The 16,612-nt window shown below is 46.4% G+C and carries 17 protein-coding genes; 1 reads left to right on the plus strand and 16 read right to left on the minus strand.

The window, feature by feature from the left end; all coding sequences use genetic code 11:
- Positions 1-65: 65 nt before the first annotated feature.
- The 7 genes from FGT79_RS18895 to FGT79_RS18925 all read right to left on the minus strand — a co-directional run bounded on the left by FGT79_RS18895 (position 66) and on the right by FGT79_RS18925 (position 7,472).
- On the minus strand, positions 66-1,103 hold the full coding sequence (locus FGT79_RS18895) for a LacI family DNA-binding transcriptional regulator (protein ID WP_138754374.1): 1,038 nt from the start codon (positions 1,101-1,103) through the stop codon (positions 66-68).
- Between the two features lie 337 nt (positions 1,104-1,440).
- Positions 1,441-3,300, minus strand: a complete 1,860-nt coding sequence (gene htpG / locus FGT79_RS18900; RefSeq protein WP_138754375.1) for a molecular chaperone HtpG — start codon at positions 3,298-3,300, stop codon at positions 1,441-1,443.
- Positions 3,301-3,535: 235 nt separating this feature from the next.
- Positions 3,536-4,594 carry a polysaccharide pyruvyl transferase family protein gene (locus tag FGT79_RS18905; RefSeq protein WP_138754376.1) on the minus strand — a complete coding sequence of 353 codons (1,059 nt, stop codon included), beginning with the start codon at positions 4,592-4,594 and terminating at the stop codon, positions 3,536-3,538.
- Between the two features lie 13 nt (positions 4,595-4,607).
- Complete coding sequence (locus FGT79_RS18910) at positions 4,608-5,732, minus strand: glycosyltransferase family 4 protein (protein ID WP_138754377.1); 1,125 nt, start codon at positions 5,730-5,732, stop codon at positions 4,608-4,610.
- Between the two features lie 6 nt (positions 5,733-5,738).
- A complete protein-coding gene (locus FGT79_RS18915) occupies positions 5,739-6,440 on the minus strand; it encodes a glycosyltransferase family 2 protein (protein ID WP_138754378.1) in 702 nt (233 codons plus the stop codon).
- On the minus strand, positions 6,437-7,288 hold the full coding sequence (locus FGT79_RS18920) for a glycosyltransferase family 2 protein (protein ID WP_138754379.1): 852 nt from the start codon (positions 7,286-7,288) through the stop codon (positions 6,437-6,439). Before FGT79_RS18920 ends, FGT79_RS18915 begins: the two co-directional genes overlap by 4 nt.
- Positions 7,272-7,472, minus strand: a complete 201-nt coding sequence (locus tag FGT79_RS18925) for a hypothetical protein (protein WP_138754380.1) — start codon at positions 7,470-7,472, stop codon at positions 7,272-7,274. Before FGT79_RS18925 ends, FGT79_RS18920 begins: the two co-directional genes overlap by 17 nt.
- 262 nt (positions 7,473-7,734) lie before the next feature.
- Here FGT79_RS18925 and FGT79_RS18930 point away from each other — a divergent pair, with 262 nt between their 5' ends.
- Positions 7,735-8,181 carry a tellurite resistance TerB family protein gene (locus tag FGT79_RS18930; protein ID WP_138754381.1) on the plus strand — a complete coding sequence of 149 codons (447 nt, stop codon included), beginning with the start codon at positions 7,735-7,737 and terminating at the stop codon, positions 8,179-8,181.
- A 91-nt stretch (positions 8,182-8,272) separates the two neighbouring features.
- Here the strand turns inward: FGT79_RS18930 and FGT79_RS18935 are convergent, their stop codons facing one another.
- From FGT79_RS18935 to FGT79_RS31960, 9 genes are all read right to left on the minus strand, one after another.
- Positions 8,273-8,863 (minus strand): thymidine kinase, encoded by a 591-nt coding sequence (locus tag FGT79_RS18935; RefSeq protein WP_138754442.1) that lies wholly within the window; start codon positions 8,861-8,863, stop codon positions 8,273-8,275.
- 53 nt (positions 8,864-8,916) lie between these two features.
- Positions 8,917-9,486, minus strand: coding sequence for a hypothetical protein (locus tag FGT79_RS18940; RefSeq protein ID WP_138754382.1), 570 nt, complete (start codon positions 9,484-9,486; stop codon positions 8,917-8,919).
- Between the two features lie 301 nt (positions 9,487-9,787).
- The gene (locus FGT79_RS18945; RefSeq protein WP_138754383.1) at positions 9,788-10,882 is read right to left on the minus strand and encodes a toxic anion resistance protein; all 1,095 of its coding nucleotides are present in this window, start codon (positions 10,880-10,882) and stop codon (positions 9,788-9,790) included.
- A gap of 18 nt (positions 10,883-10,900) precedes the next feature.
- Positions 10,901-11,602, minus strand: coding sequence for a hypothetical protein (locus tag FGT79_RS18950; RefSeq protein ID WP_138754384.1), 702 nt, complete (start codon positions 11,600-11,602; stop codon positions 10,901-10,903).
- Positions 11,603-11,830: 228 nt separating this feature from the next.
- On the minus strand, positions 11,831-12,472 hold the full coding sequence (locus FGT79_RS18955; RefSeq protein ID WP_138754385.1) for a hypothetical protein: 642 nt from the start codon (positions 12,470-12,472) through the stop codon (positions 11,831-11,833).
- A 112-nt stretch (positions 12,473-12,584) separates the two neighbouring features.
- On the minus strand, positions 12,585-13,421 hold the full coding sequence (locus FGT79_RS18960; protein WP_138754386.1) for an imm11 family protein: 837 nt from the start codon (positions 13,419-13,421) through the stop codon (positions 12,585-12,587).
- Between the two features lie 126 nt (positions 13,422-13,547).
- Positions 13,548-14,567, minus strand: coding sequence for an ATP-grasp domain-containing protein (locus tag FGT79_RS18965; protein WP_138754387.1), 1,020 nt, complete (start codon positions 14,565-14,567; stop codon positions 13,548-13,550).
- Positions 14,568-14,648: 81 nt separating this feature from the next.
- Positions 14,649-15,446 (minus strand): HAD family hydrolase, encoded by a 798-nt coding sequence (locus tag FGT79_RS18970; RefSeq protein WP_138754388.1) that lies wholly within the window; start codon positions 15,444-15,446, stop codon positions 14,649-14,651.
- Complete coding sequence (locus FGT79_RS31960; RefSeq protein WP_425465029.1) at positions 15,443-16,597, minus strand: cysteine protease StiP family protein; 1,155 nt, start codon at positions 16,595-16,597, stop codon at positions 15,443-15,445. Before FGT79_RS31960 ends, FGT79_RS18970 begins: the two co-directional genes overlap by 4 nt.
- Between the last annotated feature and the right edge of the window lie 15 nt (positions 16,598-16,612).

Consider the following 16,612-nt stretch of genomic DNA (forward strand, 5'->3'; position numbering starts at 1 on the left):
GCAGTAAGGTAAGCGTTCCCATTGTTAATCTAAACGTTTAGATTAATTCCTAAAAAAAAAGGTTTTCACCTTTTTGGCGGAGCTACTGAATCCCTTTCAATTAACCTGCACATCGGCTTAGGGCTAACTGTAGCTTCTTCTCCTTGCAGCATGCGTGATAATGCATCCATCGCTTGGTAACCAATCTCATGAAGCGGCAAATCCATCGTCGTAATTCTCGGCATTAAATATTCACTAAATTCACGGTTGTCAAAGCCAATCAAGGACAACTGCTCTGGAATCGCTACATTCATTTCCAACGCCGCCCGCAAAACGCCTACTGCCATTACGTCATTCATGGATACGATCGCCGTCGGCGGCTCAGGCAACGACAATAATTCCTTCGTTAAGCGATAACCTGATTCTGCCTCCCAATCGCCCATTTTGATTAACAATGGATCAAATGGCAGTTGAAACTCAGTGACTGCTTTATAAAATCCGTTAAACCGCAACCGCGAAGGGATCGAATCCATGACTCCGCTTATGATTGCAATACGGGAATGCCCTTGTTCTACCAAATAGCTCATAGCCTCGTAAGATGCTTGCTCATCATCATATTGAATGGACGGATCATTCTGCGTGTAGCAGTAAGTGTACACAATCGGCTTACCGTCTGTATCGCACAATCCTGATAGATCACGAGGATGAACGCCAATGTAGATAATACCTTCTACTTGCTTGCTTAACAACTCAGATACCGCATTCTCTGCATACTGCCGATAGGTGTTCATGTCGTCGAAGCTTCGTCCAATTCGTTTGTCCAACCTAAGGTTCGTCAGCAAAATATGCATATCGAGCCGATCAGCACAATCGTTAATGCCGTCTATGATTTCGGGCACATTGAAGACGGTAACATCTTCTGCGATAACGCCTATCGTGTTTGTTCGCCTGCGTTTCAAGCTTTGAGCAGCATTATTTGGCTTGTAATTCATCTCTTCAATGACTTGCAGCACACGCTCACGCGTGTTTTGCTTCACATTACGAGTCCCGTTTAATACATAGGATACTGTCGCTGTTGATACCTGAGCCTTGGCGGCGATGTCTTTAATGCTTATGTTGGACAAGCGAGCACCCCTTTTATTTAAACGTTTAGATTTCTATAATCTGGTTATATCATAGGAAGCCCATATTGTGCAAGCGCTTTTTTAAAAATATAGGAAAGTATATCATTTCACCAACTTTCTCTATATTTCTACGCAAAACGGTAGCTTAACGGCCAAAGGACTACGATATCCGTTTCAATTTGAAATATAAGAATTTATAAGTTTGTTAGCTTATATAAAGGGCTTATATTTCACCCTCAAAGCTGCTTCAGTGTCTAAGAGACGCCGAAGTCGTTTTTGCTTGTTAAAGGAATAAATAAGAAAAACCCGGAGAAAAATCCTCCGGGCTGCCTTGAAATTAAACCATAACTTTACAAATGTCGTTAGTGAATGATACTGGATCCTGAATCGGCAAGCCCTCAATAAGCAGTGCTTGATTGTAAAGCAAGCTTGTATAAAGGCCAAGCTTCGCTTGGTCTTTACCATGAGCATCCTTCAGCGCTGCAAAAATTTCATGGTTAACGTTGATTTCCAGCACCTTGTCCGCCTTAACATCCTGACTGTTCGGCATCGCCTTCAATATTTTTTCCATCTCAATTGTAACCTCGCCTTCCGTTGAAAGGCATACTGGATGAGATTTCAGACGTTTCGAGGCTTTGACCGCTTTTACTTTATCCTGCAAAATTTCTTTCATTTGCTCAAAGAGCTCTTTATTCTGCTCCTGCTCCTCGGCCGTTTCCTTGTCCTTCTCGTCAGCTTCAATGCCCAGATCACCGCTTGATACGGACTTAAACTCTTTATCCTTATATTTGGCTACGACTTTAATGGCAAACTCATCAATATCGTCCGTGAAATAAAGAATCTCATATCCTTTATCCGATAACATTTCCGTTTGCGGCAATCGCTCGATACGCTCAATCGACTCACCAGATGCGTAATAGATATACTTTTGATCTTCGCTCATTCTCGACACATACTCATCAAGCGTAACTAGCTTCTTCTCTTTGGAGGAGTGGAATAGCAGCAGATCCTGCAGCACATCCTTGTTAGCACCGTAATCGTTGTAGACGCCGAACTTCAACTGTCTGCCGAAGCCTTTGTAGAAGGTCTCGTATTGCTCACGCTCATCCTTAAGAATACCTAGCAACGCGCTCTTAATTTTGCTATTAATGTTTTTGGCGATCAACTTCAGCTGGCGGTCATGCTGCAGCATCTCCCGCGAGATGTTGAGTGATAGATCCTCGGAATCAACCATTCCTTTGACGAAGCTGAAATAATCCGGGAGCAGGTCCGAGCATTTATCCATAATGAGCACGCCATTCGAATAAAGCTCCAGCCCTTTCTCGTATTCCTTCGTATAGTAATCGAACGGGGTATTCTCTGGGATATACAGGATCGCGTTATATACAACCGCACCGTCCGCACTAATATGTAAATGCTTGATCGGTTTATCGAAGCCGTAGCGCTTCTCGAAGTAGAACTGGTCGTAGTCCTCCTGCGTCAGTTCGTTTTTGTTTTTGCGCCAGATTGGCACCATGCTGTTGACGGTTTGCTCTTCCTGATACTCCTCGAACTCGTTCTCCACATCTGCTTTGGGGCGCTGGCCCTTCACGTCCATCTTGATCGGATAACGGATAAAATCGGAATATTTCTTAATGATTGATTTCAGACGATACTCCTCGAGGTATTCATCATACTGATCATCCTCGGTATTTTCCTTGATGTTAAGCACAATTTCGGTGCCTGCTGTTGCTTTCTCCGCTGGCTCAATCGTATAGCCGTCTGCTCCGGTTGACTCCCATTTGAATGCCGTCGTTACAGTAACAACATCCGCCACCATGAATGCAGAGTAGAAACCTACGCCGAACTGGCCGATAATATTATGGCCGTCCTTCAGCTCATTCTCCTTCTTGAATGCGAAGGAGCCGCTTTTCGCAATAACGCCGAGGTTGTTCTCAAGCTCCTCTTTCGACATGCCGATGCCTGTATCTGTAATCGTCAGAGTCCGGCGCTCCTTGTCTGCTGATACCTTGACGTAATAGTCCTCTTTGTTGAATACTAGTTGATCGTCTGTAAGCGCTTTGTAATAAAGCTTGTCAATCGCGTCGCTCGCATTCGAGATGAGCTCTCTCAGAAAAATTTCGCGCTGTGTATAAATGGAGTTAATCATCATTTCCAGCAATCGTTTCGATTCTGCTTTGAACTGTTTTTTGGACATGGATAGATCCCCTTCCCATTGTTTGGTTATTTAAGCTTTCTGGATACATGAGCGGAGGGCTTAGCCTCGTTACGTAAACCGTCACTCTCTATATTAGCACTCATACTCTCTGAGTGCTAATCCCTCTTTCTATATATCATAAACTATTTTTCAATGTCAACCTCGTTTACCATATTTCCCATAAAAAGAAGCTGCCTGCAGGCAGCAAACCCGCAGACAGCTCTATTCCTAAACTTTAGAACATTCCTTCCTCGAATGGTCGTTCGAGCAGCTTGCGATATTGGCTTTGATGCGCATAGAACCGCTCGCGGATCACATTCGCTTCCTTCTCGATTCTACCTACACAATCGATAATACCCGAGCTTAGCTGGTCGTCTCCGGTTGAGAGCACATAATTAGATAATCCGATCGATAATCCGAAATCAATACATTTAAAACGATAGCCTAGGCTTACAAACGGCACGCCGGCAGCAGCAGAGATGTAACTGGCATGCAGCTTGAAATTAATCGTAAACGCATAGCTCTTGAGCTTCTCAAGCAGATCCTCGTGATGGTGCAGCACGAGATCAAGCTCGACGTTCTGGGAATCTCCCAGCTTCGCGTACAGCCGCTTGCAAGCCTCTCTGTCCGGTCCCCACACCGAGAAGATATTAACCCGGTATCCTTGCTTGATCAGCTCTCGCAGCGCTTCAATCACATGCTGTTCTACCTTCTCCTCGCTGCCCCCGAAGATTCGGTTATAGGCTGTTCCCCAGTTCACACCGATCGTACGGCTTCGCTTAGAACGGCTGACTGGAGATGGGGCAGGAAGCAGAAATGCTGGGTCCCCGCTTATAATGGCATGCTTCGCAGAGACGCCTGAGTCCTCCAGAAACTGATAGGATAACGGGCCTCTCACCCCGAAAAATTCGGATAGCCGAGCCAGCTCCGCCAGTTTCTCATTCGTTCCGGCATTCTCTGCCGTGTATGCCAGATTGGCCTTCACTTTTCCGTAATTATCCAGTACGGGGTAGTCCTGTCGATCATGACCGCTTCCCCATATGATTACTTTCTTTTTCTTCAATGCCGCCTGATAGGCTACGTCGATATAACCTGGAATTAAAAGTGATCCTCCTCCGAGGACTACCGTATCATAAGGATCAGGATTCCGAATGTCAACGCCGGGAATCGACGGTATGACATCATATTTCTTGTCCGGCAGATAAGCTCTGCACAAATCACGGAACAAGAGCCACATCAGCTCATCACCAACATTGTTAAATCCAATCCATCCTACATATAGAATCCTTTTCATAGCATACCGCCCTTCATGATGTTTCGCCGTTTGCTGAACGATACACGTCCATCACTTGATGAATAATCGAATCGATATGGAAGGTGTGCTCAACCCAGCGCTTTCCTTCTGCGCCTAGTGACTGCATTCTTGCGGGGCTGCGGCAGCCCTCTCCAATCTCACTCGCAAACAAATACCTTGAATAAGCTGCATTCGATCCGTGATCGCCAAAATATTGCTTCCACGCCTGCTCATAACTGCTTGGCTCGACCCAGCCGAAATAACCGTGGTTGCCGATAGCCAGAACCGGCTTGCCGCAAGCCATCGCTTCAAGCGCAACACGTCCTGTCCCTACTACAATGTCAGCGGCGTTGTAACAGGCGTTCATTTGCGCTTGCTTGCCGATGACATGGATAAATTTGCGTCCACACTCCTCCTCTATGAAAGCGGCGAGTGCCTTAATCGCTTCATATTTGGAGCCATCCCCTACGACGATAAGCTCCAGCTTATCCCAGCCATATCGGTGCAGATCCTTCATTGCGCGCAGCAGCGTATCGCATGCAGTCGCTTTTCCCCATGCTAATCGACTTGCGTACATAAGCACTACGGCATCCTCCGCTATACCAAGCTCCGAACGAAGCTTTATAGAATTGGACGGATAGAACTCCGACAAATCGATGCCGTTCGGCACAACCGTCGAAGGAAAACCTAAACGCTGCATATAGGCTTGAACAGGCGCACTCACGCTGATGACTGCCTTGGAGTGCTGCATGAGCGTTTTGATACAGCTCTGCGGGTAATAAGTGCCATGTGCGGTGAAGACTACTGCTATGCCTAGCTGGCTGGCTGCGCTGGCCGCGAGCAAGCCGGAAGGTGTCTGATGAACATGTACACAATTCACCTCCCGCACACGAATAACATGCTGTATCCTTACCATCCGTGTCGCATCTGCCGATGCTTCTAATCGTGTATAGTCAAACAGAAAGACAGGGCAGCCTGCCTCTTCGAATTGCTGGTGCAGCAATCCGTCCGCAGCGATCAACGTTACCTGCTGCCCACTGCGGATTAAAGCTTTGGTCAAACTGAGTACATGCGTTTCCGTGCCTCCGGCATCCATACTGTCCAGAACCATTAACACGGATAACCGCGAGCTCGTCATGTCACATCACTCCTTATTTGAATAATAAGCCAATGATCGCTGGCTCTCATGCAGTCGATAGTAGTAGAGAATTTCTGGAATATTAGCAATTGGATACTTGCTGTGAAGAAATTTGACGATAAATTCATAATCCTCCGCTCCTGTAATTCGCCGGCTTAACCCGCCTATCTGATCGAAGGCCGCTCCTTTAAACATAATGGTGCCGTGACAGATGCAGTGACCCCCGCTTTGATAAACCTTGCGGATATCCTCACCATAGTGAAGCCACTTCGCCTGCTCATACAAGCGCCCAACCTCTTCCGAATCTTCGAAGGTAGCATAGCTTGTTCCAACTAATGCCAGATCAGGATGGCTTTCGAGATATGCAGCCTGTTTCTCCAAGCGCTGAGGATGAGAGAAATCATCGGCATCCTGCACGGCAATATATTGTCCTCGTGCAAGAAAAAGCCCTGTAGTGACCGCCCCGGCGAAACCCATGTTTCTCGGCAGCCGAACGAGTACGAATGCATCGGTCCCAGCCAATCCATTCTCTTCACACCATGCCTGTACGACATCTACCGATCTATCCGTAGAAGCATCGTCGACAAAAATAATTTCCATATCCGCATACGTCTGCCTCTTCAAGCTGTTCAAACATTCAATCAAATACGCTGCTCGATTATAATTAGTGAGCACAACGCTCACTTTGCCTAGCTCTCGCTGCATCATACCTCTCCTTTCACGTTCCTGCTCCTATAAATGGCATGCAGAGCCTCGTAATGATCGCCGATAATTTGCATAGCCGCAGGCGAGTTCTCCATTCCACTCTTATTGTGTTTATGTGGGCGAAAACGGTTTATCCGGTCAACCTCCACACGATGCACCTGCTCGACGCGAAGACCCTCAAGCACACCTAGCGCATACGCCTTTGGCGGGCACAGAAGCGTGAACCAATGCATCACTTCAAGCGCCTTCCTGTTCATTGCGAATGGAACAGGCACAAGCGATGCATTCGCCAAGTCCTCACGCCCGAGTACGGCGTTGAGGGCAACTTTTAATGCCGTCACCGTATTCCAAGGCATACGCATGCCAAGATGGTGATCCAGCCGATTTACGGCCAAATCACATGTTTCCAGCACCGCATCGCAGAATGGGACGAGCTCTCTCCACGGCATATAGAAGTCACTGTCCAGAAACAACAAGCTCTCTCCTGATGCTGCAAAGGCGCCAATCGATCGGCCCACATCAGTGCCCAGCGGCTCTTCGTATACGATCGTCGCTGCTCCCAGTTGTCTCGCGATTATTTCGGTTTGGTCCGTGCTGCCGTTAACGACAACAATAATTTCGAAAGGCGACAGCTGCCTGGCCTCTAGGATGACACGACCTATTGTCCTTTCTTCATTCTGAGCCGGAATAATAACGGATAAGCGCTGCTCCGTTCCACTTCGTTTACCGCTGGTAGAGAAGTCCATTCCCTGCTCCAATCGTGGCATGGCAGCAGGTGTCTTCAGCAGCAACCGGGCAAGATCCCGTCTTCGCCCGCCATCCGTACAGCCCTGCCTATAAAACGCGGACATAATGGATAACTCTTGAGCGAATTAAAACCTCTTCGGTTCCACCATATCCGGGCACGCTTAACGCTTGAACGACAACATAGGAGAAGCCCACTGACAGAAGCACTCCCGCAATCACTTCGCCACTAGAGAGGACAACCTCTACGTCTCTTCCTTGGTACGACAACAGCTTAAAATAAAAAGACACATGATCAACCCCTATCCTTTGATATCCTCATCCTATTCGAGAGATTAATAGAGTGAACGGCTGACGACCATTTTGAAAAAAATTTCATAGAATAGGTAAACGAACCTAAACGAATTTCGCGCAGCAGTCCTTTTTACAATTTATCGATCCTGAGTTCGCAGGAAATTGTACACAAACAGACTTTTTTCTTTGAAATTTGCTAATTACCCCCAAAAAAATCTACAATAGAGGTACATTTAAAAAAATCAGGAGGCTGAACAACATGAGTGCATTTAAATCTTGGCTAACAAATTCGAAACAAGGCGTAGTCGATCAGGTCAAAAAATTTAAAAATAAAGACTTTCTAGATGCCGTCGTTGCGGGCTGTGCAGTCGTAGCAGGAGCAGACGGCTCCATTAGTTCAGACGAAAAGCAAAAAATGGTTGGCTACATCAACCGCAGCGAAGAACTTAAAGTATTTAATATGACCGATGTCATCAACCGCTTCAACCATTTCGTAGGCAATATCGAGTTTGACGGCATGATCGGCAAACAAGAAGCACTTAAAACGATTGCGAAATTCCGCGACAAGCCAGAGGTGGGCCGGGTAATCATCGGCGTTTGCAGTGCAATTGGCGCTGCTGATGGCGATTTCGATGCTAGCGAGCAAGCGGCTGTACGCGATATTTGCACGACACTTGGTCTGAATCCTAGCGAATTCGGCCTATAATAGAGCAGAAAAGACAAAGAACCTCCGGCTCCACATGAAGTGGAACAGGAGGTTCTTTGTCTTTAGCTCATTCAAAGCGTTACAACGACTGCTAAGACTTCAGGAATGCTTCATTGTAGCAGCGCCGGCAGACCGGCTTGTAATCCTCGTTGCCGCCAATCTGGATCTGCTCGCCTGCATTCATTGGCTGTCCGTCGTTGAAACGAATGACCATCGTAGCCTTACGGTCGCAATACCAGCAAATCGTTTTAATTTCTTCTATTTTGTCCGCTTGCACAAGCAAATTGTAGCTGCCCTCGAAGAGCTGGTTTTGAAAATCATTTTTGAGTCCAAAAGCCATAACTGGTATGTTCAGCTCATCGACGACCGCTGTCAGCTCCAGAATGTGATGCTTTTTGAGAAACTGAGCCTCATCAATAAGCACGCAATAAATGTTAGCAGGCTTCGCCGCCGCGACATACTCCTTCACGCTCTCGAAGAGATTCGTTTCCTCTTGCACGGGAATGGCTTCTCGTTCGAACCCTACGCGGGAGCCAACACGGTCGACGTCTCCCCTCGCGCTGACAGACGGTGAATAAATAAGCACCTGCTTGCCTTGCTCCTCGTAATTATGGGCGACCTTAATGATTTCAAATGATTTGCCGCTGTTCATCGTTCCGTATTTGTAATAAAGCTGTGCCAATCCAATCTCCTCCACCAACAGTCAATGCTCCTATTATACAGGAAGCGGCGACGTTATTGTATCGCGAGAAGCCTTGACTTTGCTTCGCCGTAAGATTTCACAATTTGCTGGATTTTCTGGAATTCTGGATCGGTCGGGCCTAGATCAGCCATGAACATGCGGTGTAAAATTTGATTGTACATATTTTGACGCGACTCTATCAGCTTGAGCTCCATCCCTATCAAATCTCCCAAATCATTCTCAGCAATTAAACGTTCAATATCAACCGTTCCACTATCAGAGGAGGGCGGCTGCTCATCAAATATACGATCCGAGCCTCTCCTAATGCGAGGGAGCTCCTCATATTCCATTTCCGGCTCTGACTGCTGCCCAAGAGGAATGGATGTGTTCAGCTCAGATATCATAATGCCTTCCTTCGCCAGCATGACCTGGAACGGACGGTGCTGGATTAGATCTGCAATAACAAGCCTGCTCATATCCTTATTGCGAATAAGCGATGAATCAAACGGATGCAGCACCCACTGCTCGTCGCGTTGGAAGAGGTTGAACGTGAACCATTCTCCCCCGTATATAAATCTTATATTAATATTCGTTTCCGATATGATTTCATAAGTAAACTCCACAAGGAATACCTCCGATCGTCAGTATAATTACTACCATTATACCAAATCAGAGATAGGCGTCACCAGCGTTTAAGGCATATCCTGCAAAATGGCTTCCGTTCTTTCTGAGCTTGCTACGACAATCAAGACGACAAGAAGCGTTGCCAGAGCAATACCGCTAATCATATCAGGATCACCTCATTTTTTTCTATAAGGCTATGCGGGTGATTATGGATATATTCACGTTAATGCCGCTCCTCCCTATATAACGCAATAGACGAGCCCTGTTAGGGACTCGTCCATTTCGAATGAATTCGTATAGCTATTCCAAAAAGCCTTTGGTCGCCGAACTCGGAAGTTCCCGCCCGCTGGCTCCAGCGCCAGACTGAATGCCGAGACGTTGTCCGACCTTCTGGTTGATTTGGGTCATTTTCTCTGTTTGCTGCGAGACGGTCTGGATAATTTGGCGATTAGAGTTCTCATACTTGTCCATCGCCGAGAATAGATCCGTCATGGCACGTTCCACGAGTTCCATGCTCATAGCCGGCTTCGTCAGCGCCTGGTTTGCTTTCTCACTTGTTTCATTCAACAGCCGAGCGTTCTCAGCAAATTGGTTGCCTAACATTTCGTTCGTTGAATTGACCGCTTCGATTGCCTTCATCTGATCATCGATCGCACTTGCAATCAATACGGACACCGACATCAAATGCTGCGTTTTATCAATCGAGCTGTCAAGCGCATCCATCAGCTTATCATTCGTATCATTGATAATATCCGTTGCAGCAATGGCCTGCTGATACAGCATGATCATTTCCGTGTAAGTTTGAAGCTTCGTCACGACCTTCCGAAGTCCCCGCTCCAAATGCGATTTCCGATGTTCATTCTCCGGCTTCGCAATTTCATCCTCGAACATCTTCTTGAGACGGTTGCCGTATTCAACAAGCAATTGTAGATCATAAACATTATCCAAGCTGCTCCGCTTCAGGTTGCGCATGTGAACGACATTCTCTTCGAGATTGTCGCGTCCGTCACGCAGTGACTTGACGATAACCTGTACGTTCGACTTGGCGGACTGGTATTTATAAATATAGTTTTTCATCGGCGCCTTGCGCATCAGCTTCTGCACGAGTGTAAGCTGTTTGCTCCGGCTTAGATCCTCAACTTCGCTGCGCAGCTTAAGCATATTATTCGCAACCTCAGAGCGCTTGCCCGACATCAGATCTGAGAGCGGACGCTCCAGCATGGTCAACGTCTGCCCGGAGCGCTCCAGCGTTTTTTGACCTTTTTTCGTTATTTCATCCATTAGCGTGTCCAGATGCATCACATCGGTTGTTGCAACCTTCTGCATTGTAACCTGTACTTCTTGCTCCAGCTTCTGGAGATCTTCATTTCTTAATTGTACGAGTTGTTGTGACATGGCTTATTTCCCCTTTCATTAATCGGAAAGTCGATAACGTTGTTGAATCAGTTCAGCCTTCGTACGCAGCTCCATAAGATCCTTCTCTTCAATTGTTTGGGTATAGAAGGTGAGCTTCGAGTCTACGTCCTTGATCCCATCGAGCAGCAGCCGCCTGTTCTTCTGCTTCGCATCGCCGCTCAGCCTAAGGAAAGGATTGATCGTTGAGTTCAGATCACGCCTCACTAAGCGAACAATATTGTGATTAATACTAGTGTCCCCAAGAGCGACCAAATCCGGAATCAGACGATTCAAGCGCGCCAGCAGCGCCAGCGTTTTCTGCACGATTTCGTCATCCAAATTGTTCTGCTTGCCTTCGAGTAAAATCATATCTTCAATTATGCCAATATATTCTAAGGCCGACGCAAGCTCTGGGTCCGTTATAACAGGCGTACCTTCGGCTGCCTGCGGTGTCGCTGCGGCTTGCGGAGCCGTAGCTCCCGTTCCTGCATTCATCTGCGGCAGCGGAGGGCTCTGAGAGCCAGGAGGACCCTGCTCAAGAGCCTGTCCTTGCGTTCGTTGATCGATCTCTTTCCTGCTGCGCTTGTTTAACGATAATGCCACAAACAAACAAGCAGTAGGTATCGCAATCGCTATATAAGGAGAAGTTACCCAATACGCGATAAGCCCCACGGCATAGCTGCCGGCTGCGATGACTAAGGTTCTTTTCAAACCACTCATTGCTGCACCTCCATTTAAACTTGCTTCCATCTATCTCTATACGTTAGTCATGCTTAATTATCTCGTTTTTTTAACGTAGAAGTCAATTTTTATAGGTAAAAGCTTTAATCATATTATCCATCACTGCGATTTTTTTCTACCTCAATATATACAAAAGGCAGCTCGATCCCTAAAGATCAACTGCCGTTATACGCCTATTATGGCTGCTGAACATGAGCGTCGTGAATTTCACATTCCATTGCTTATTAATGAGCCTATCCAAACATCGCCTATTCGTAAGCTATATGCTTGTTCAGAACTCCCATCTGCCAGATCAATTGGCAACGACTTGTAGGCTTTGCTCTTTAACGCCTTATACTTTTTCTTACTCATCCAACCATTTGAATGATATTCTGTTAAGTCACTCTCAGTATAAACTTCGCTTTCGATATGCAACGTCCAATCAAACTTTTTTAATTCACCGCTTAGCGTTATGTATTTATGATAAGGAAAAGGTTGGACCATTGTGGATATATCAAATGTTTTTGAATAGTAATCGATGTCATCCTTATACGCAACTACGATTTGTGAATGAATAAAATGCGGATCATATAACCAAATCTTCAAATAGAATGGCGTATTCAACATCGATAGCTGTTTATTCCAGTTAGCATGTACATCCAACATGGCTTTCAGTAGAAGCCGGTTGTACCATGTAGGGGGATTTCTGCGAGGTAATGCATAAAAAGGATGGATCCACAGCTTCGCATAATCTCTATTATAATCAGTTAAATGCTTCCTATCTAAATCGAAAACGCGGGCAACCCAGCTATCTATCTTTCTAATTTGCCTTTTCCAGCCTCTAATCTTCTTTTTCCTATTATCTATCAAGCTAATCTCTCCAAACTATGTATCATAAACGACTGCATATTCCCTAATAAATCCCTCAAACGATGTTGATTACATGCTAGCCAGCTCATTTCTCTCACACAAAAAAAAACCATCAAAAAATAAAAAACTTCTTTTTCGGCTTCTCCACAACGCCCCAGACCATGTATAAAATGATTGGCGGGTAAAAGGCGGGATTTATCCATGCGTAGGTACCGTCAAGGTTCAAGCTCCCCAATAGAATCTCATTATCCTCCCTAGCCTTTAACGCCCATTTTCCGCTCAATGCCAATTGCCCTTTGTTTTTCTGTACGAACTTTATCGCTTTTCCGAATGGGAAAGTCAATTGCAACGAATTGTCCACTTCCTTACACATCGCATTATACTTGGCTTCCTTCTCCTGCCACGAGAACTCGGAGTCCCATATTTCGATCAACTGATAGCCCTCTAGATTTGCTTCAACTATGGCCTTGAGTCGATCGGATATGTAGATGTTTGGAATGACTGTATCTCCTTCATGCATCCTTATCCGAAATAGATCGTGGCCCTGCACGACGTCTTGACGTAGAGCAAGCTCATCATATCTCGACAGCCTACCTGAGCCAGTACGATACTCCTTTGAGTTGCTTGGGTCGACGGCGTCCAAGCCGTTCAACACATTCATTACAAAATAATCTCCATCAGGGCAGTTAAGCGGTAGAAATTCAACGGGAAGATCAGGCAGCTCCGATAACACTTCCATAGCTCTTCTTGTTACTGTAAGAGCCCCACCGAATTGACCAACTATATCTGCATGCTTATTTTTTCGATCCAATACTGCTTTAAAGCTCGTCCACTCTTGAGATAGGGAAGCGATCCCACTTATTCTTTCTCTGATAGCCATAGCTTCTTCATAATCTTCAAGATCTACCGTATCATAGGCAGGATGATAATCTAACCACCATATTTTCAAGTCTATCACTCCTTCGCTTTATTTCCGGACAACAGTTATATATCACCAGAAACCATATATCGTTTTAGTTTTTCTAATTCACATAACTTCAAAAAAAGAAGGGACAGCTGCCCCTTCTTCCCACAATTATTTATTTGGCATCAGCAAAGGCTGCTCCACATATCCAGCCTGTATACCGAATTGAGGCACTGGAGGCTCAACCGTCTTGCCTTGCAATGCTTGAACTGCCAAGTACGGCATGTTCACACCTGATAAGCAGGTGATGTACAGCCCGCCCGACATGCGCGGGTTAATCTCAAGCAGCTTAGGTACGCCGTTATTGTACTTCACTTGAATATTGAATGCATAAGGAATACGAAGGCTCACAGCAATACGGTTAGCAATCTCCAGCAGCTCTGGCGAATTCTCAAGCAGATAAGTACGACCGGTCGATTTGCGGCGCGGAATCGCAGTCAACAGCTCACCCTCTGCGCTTGCCACACAATCGATGCTGTACTCCGTTCCTTCCAGAAGCTCCATCACCATAATAGGCTCGAAACGATCCGTTAGCGAGAATGCTTGGTACGCTTGCTCGAATGTGGTCGACAAAGTGACGTAGCCGTAAATATCCTGAAGCGGATTCCGATCGTTATCAATGATTCGGAAGCCCATGCCTCCTTCAGATTTCGTTGGCTTGAAGCACACCTTATGACCCGCTTCACTAAGCTCCTCATAGGCCTGCTTAAATTCTTCTGCTGTAGTTGCAACACGGTACTCGGGTATCGTTACCAGATCCTTGCCTTGCAGCGCCTCAAAGAACTTGTCCTTCTCGATCATGGCATCGAGCAGCTCGATATCACGGCATACCATGACCTTCGTGCCGACCTCATCAAACAGATGCACATAACGTGATATTTCTTCCATATGAAGACGCGGTATAAATATATCGATCTCATTGCTTCTGCAATAATCGACGCAGAAATCAACATATTCCTTGCCGAATACGGCGGGTTCCGTTCCAATATGATCCGAAGCAAGCAGGGACATATGATTAATGTCAGGATGCGTGCCGAAGAACTCAAAGCTTTCACCGTCAGGATTGTTACGAATCATATTAATATAGTGGTATGCGACCGAAAACCAACGGTTCATATACACGCGTGTCATCTCTTCATTCCTTCTTCCCAGTCAATGAGTGTGTTGTATGCATTGGATTACAAGTGCCATGCCCATAGAAATGATTGAGTCCTATCGAATGGAGGCATGCTTCACAATTGCTGCAAGCAGCTCCTCTGAGGCGAGCGCTCCTCTTGCTTCCGTAAACTGGATATGCGGATGCTCCATATAGTATCGTCCGAGCTCTCCATGAGATGGAGATAGCGCATAGTCCGCGGCAAGCAGCAGGCTCTCATCAAGCAGACTGTCTCCTGCGGCATACACATAGGAAGAACCAAGCTTATCCTTCACATATTGAATAGCCGCACCCTTGCTCACTTTCTCTGGCACCAAATATATTTTTCTGCCTTGCAGCGAATAACTCCAGCCTAGTGGTGCCAGCTGCTGCCTGAGCGCTTCCAACTCCGCATGCGGCAAACGGTCACGCTCCACGACGATGGAGTAAAACATCTCATCGCACAGATCATTAGACTTCACCCAGTGCTCGGAGGAAATTCGGGCGAATAGGCTTGCAATTTCCGTATGGTCCGCACAATGCTGCTTTACTGCCTCGCGGACGACACCTTGCCACTCTTGGTCAACTTCACCATTCAGAAGCACAGTACCGCCGTTGCTGACAATCACATATTTAGGATTAAACCGTTCCTTAATGCCAAATATGCGATTGTACTGCTCTGGTATACGCGTTGTTACAGGAACGAATGCCATCATGCCCGCCAATTCTGTGAGCTTCTCAACAGCAAGCCTCGTCATATAAGAGATGTATCTGCCATCATACAGCTCGACAGGAAGCATCTCCTCCAGTTCAATTTCACCTTTGGATCTGACGGAATAAATTAAGGTTTGATCCAAATCACTAGCGAATATCATTCCGCATCCCCCTTCAGCGCCTTAATGATGCCGCAGCAGGAATACGTCATATTCGGATATTCCTCCACAGGAACACCGCGATCCTTCGCAAGCAATATAATATGCTGTAGATTCGGGTTATCCAGCCGATCGACGAGAATTTTCCAAGGCACTCTGCGGAGAAGAACACGAGTTGTCTCCCCTACGCCTGGCTTGATGAAATTAATATCGCTTATTCCGAATTCACTTTGAATACGCCTAATATCCTGCAAGCCCTGCCAAGTGATTTCGCTTTGCAGCAAATGATCTGCAATACGCTGCGCCTCTGTTTTGGAAGCAACTGCTGTCTGGTCGAAATATTCGGATACCGCATCGACAAATACATGCGATAAATCGGCTGCTGCCCATTCTTTGTAATACTTCGCACCATGGAAATCATGTGGTCCTATTAAATCGCTGCGCAGAACCGTTCTGCTTATCAAGCCTGACACCGTTGCGTTCAGGCAAGCGCTCGGGATAAGAAAGTCCTCTCTCGTACCGAACATAGACGCACAGAAGCCTGGATCAGCCAGTACCGCAAGCTCATCACTAAGCTTGATCCCGTACTTTTGATACATTTGACCGCAGGCTGCAATAAGTACCTTGGCAATGGCACCTTTCCCCGTCCAGCCGTCAACAAATTGTACATGCTGATCAGGATGAGTCTGATTGATGTATAGCAAAGCATTCTCGTCTATGCCTTTGCCTCTAATAATCGATAGGCTGTAATGAGGAATGTCTTTGCCATATACCTGCTTGATATAACGTTTAATCAACACACCGATAGGCGTACCGCCTCTTGCCAAGGACGCAAGTACGATTTCGAAGCCATGCTTCTGAACCATCCGTTCTGCAACTACACCTACGGCCCCAGCGATCCGGCGTGCAGAGTCTCTGAGCGTATCTTGGAATAGCTTCAAATATTGTGAACTCGGCTCATACTCGATCGGCAAGCTTTCTGAATAATGGCCGCCAGTCTGCATAGCCGCCTCGCGCTCTTCCGTTCGACGCTCTAGTGAAACGCCGCTAAGATCCTTCAAGAGGAAGATAACATCTTCCTGCTTATAGCTGCCTATTGGCGCGGGAGCGGTTATTTCCCTCCGGCTGAAATAGATGATCTGAATCTGCGGGATGCCCAAGGTCATCAG

It is taken from the genome of Paenibacillus sinopodophylli (assembly GCF_005930355.1).
GTDB classification, from domain to species: domain Bacteria; phylum Bacillota; class Bacilli; order Paenibacillales; family Paenibacillaceae; genus Pristimantibacillus; species Pristimantibacillus sinopodophylli.

Bases quoted from the DNA above. Each gene is read 5' to 3' on its own strand.
- FGT79_RS18945 (WP_138754383.1), bottom strand. From the start codon at position 10,882: ATGTCACAACAACTCGTACAATTAAGAAATGAAGATCTCCAGAAGCTG.
- FGT79_RS18905 (WP_138754376.1), bottom strand. From the start codon at position 4,594: ATGAAAAGGATTCTATATGTAGGATGGATTGGATTTAACAATGTTGGT.
- FGT79_RS18965 (WP_138754387.1), bottom strand. From the start codon at position 14,567: ATGACACGCGTGTATATGAACCGTTGGTTTTCGGTCGCATACCACTAT.
- FGT79_RS18920 (WP_138754379.1), bottom strand. From the start codon at position 7,288: ATGTCCGCGTTTTATAGGCAGGGCTGTACGGATGGCGGGCGAAGACGG.
- FGT79_RS18915 (WP_138754378.1), bottom strand. From the start codon at position 6,440: ATGATGCAGCGAGAGCTAGGCAAAGTGAGCGTTGTGCTCACTAATTAT.
- FGT79_RS18910 (WP_138754377.1), bottom strand. From the start codon at position 5,732: ATGACGAGCTCGCGGTTATCCGTGTTAATGGTTCTGGACAGTATGGAT.
- FGT79_RS18930 (WP_138754381.1), top strand. From the start codon at position 7,735: ATGAGTGCATTTAAATCTTGGCTAACAAATTCGAAACAAGGCGTAGTC.
- FGT79_RS18950 (WP_138754384.1), bottom strand. From the start codon at position 11,602: ATGAGTGGTTTGAAAAGAACCTTAGTCATCGCAGCCGGCAGCTATGCC.
- FGT79_RS18970 (WP_138754388.1), bottom strand. From the start codon at position 15,446: ATGATATTCGCTAGTGATTTGGATCAAACCTTAATTTATTCCGTCAGA.
- htpG (WP_138754375.1), bottom strand. From the start codon at position 3,300: ATGTCCAAAAAACAGTTCAAAGCAGAATCGAAACGATTGCTGGAAATG.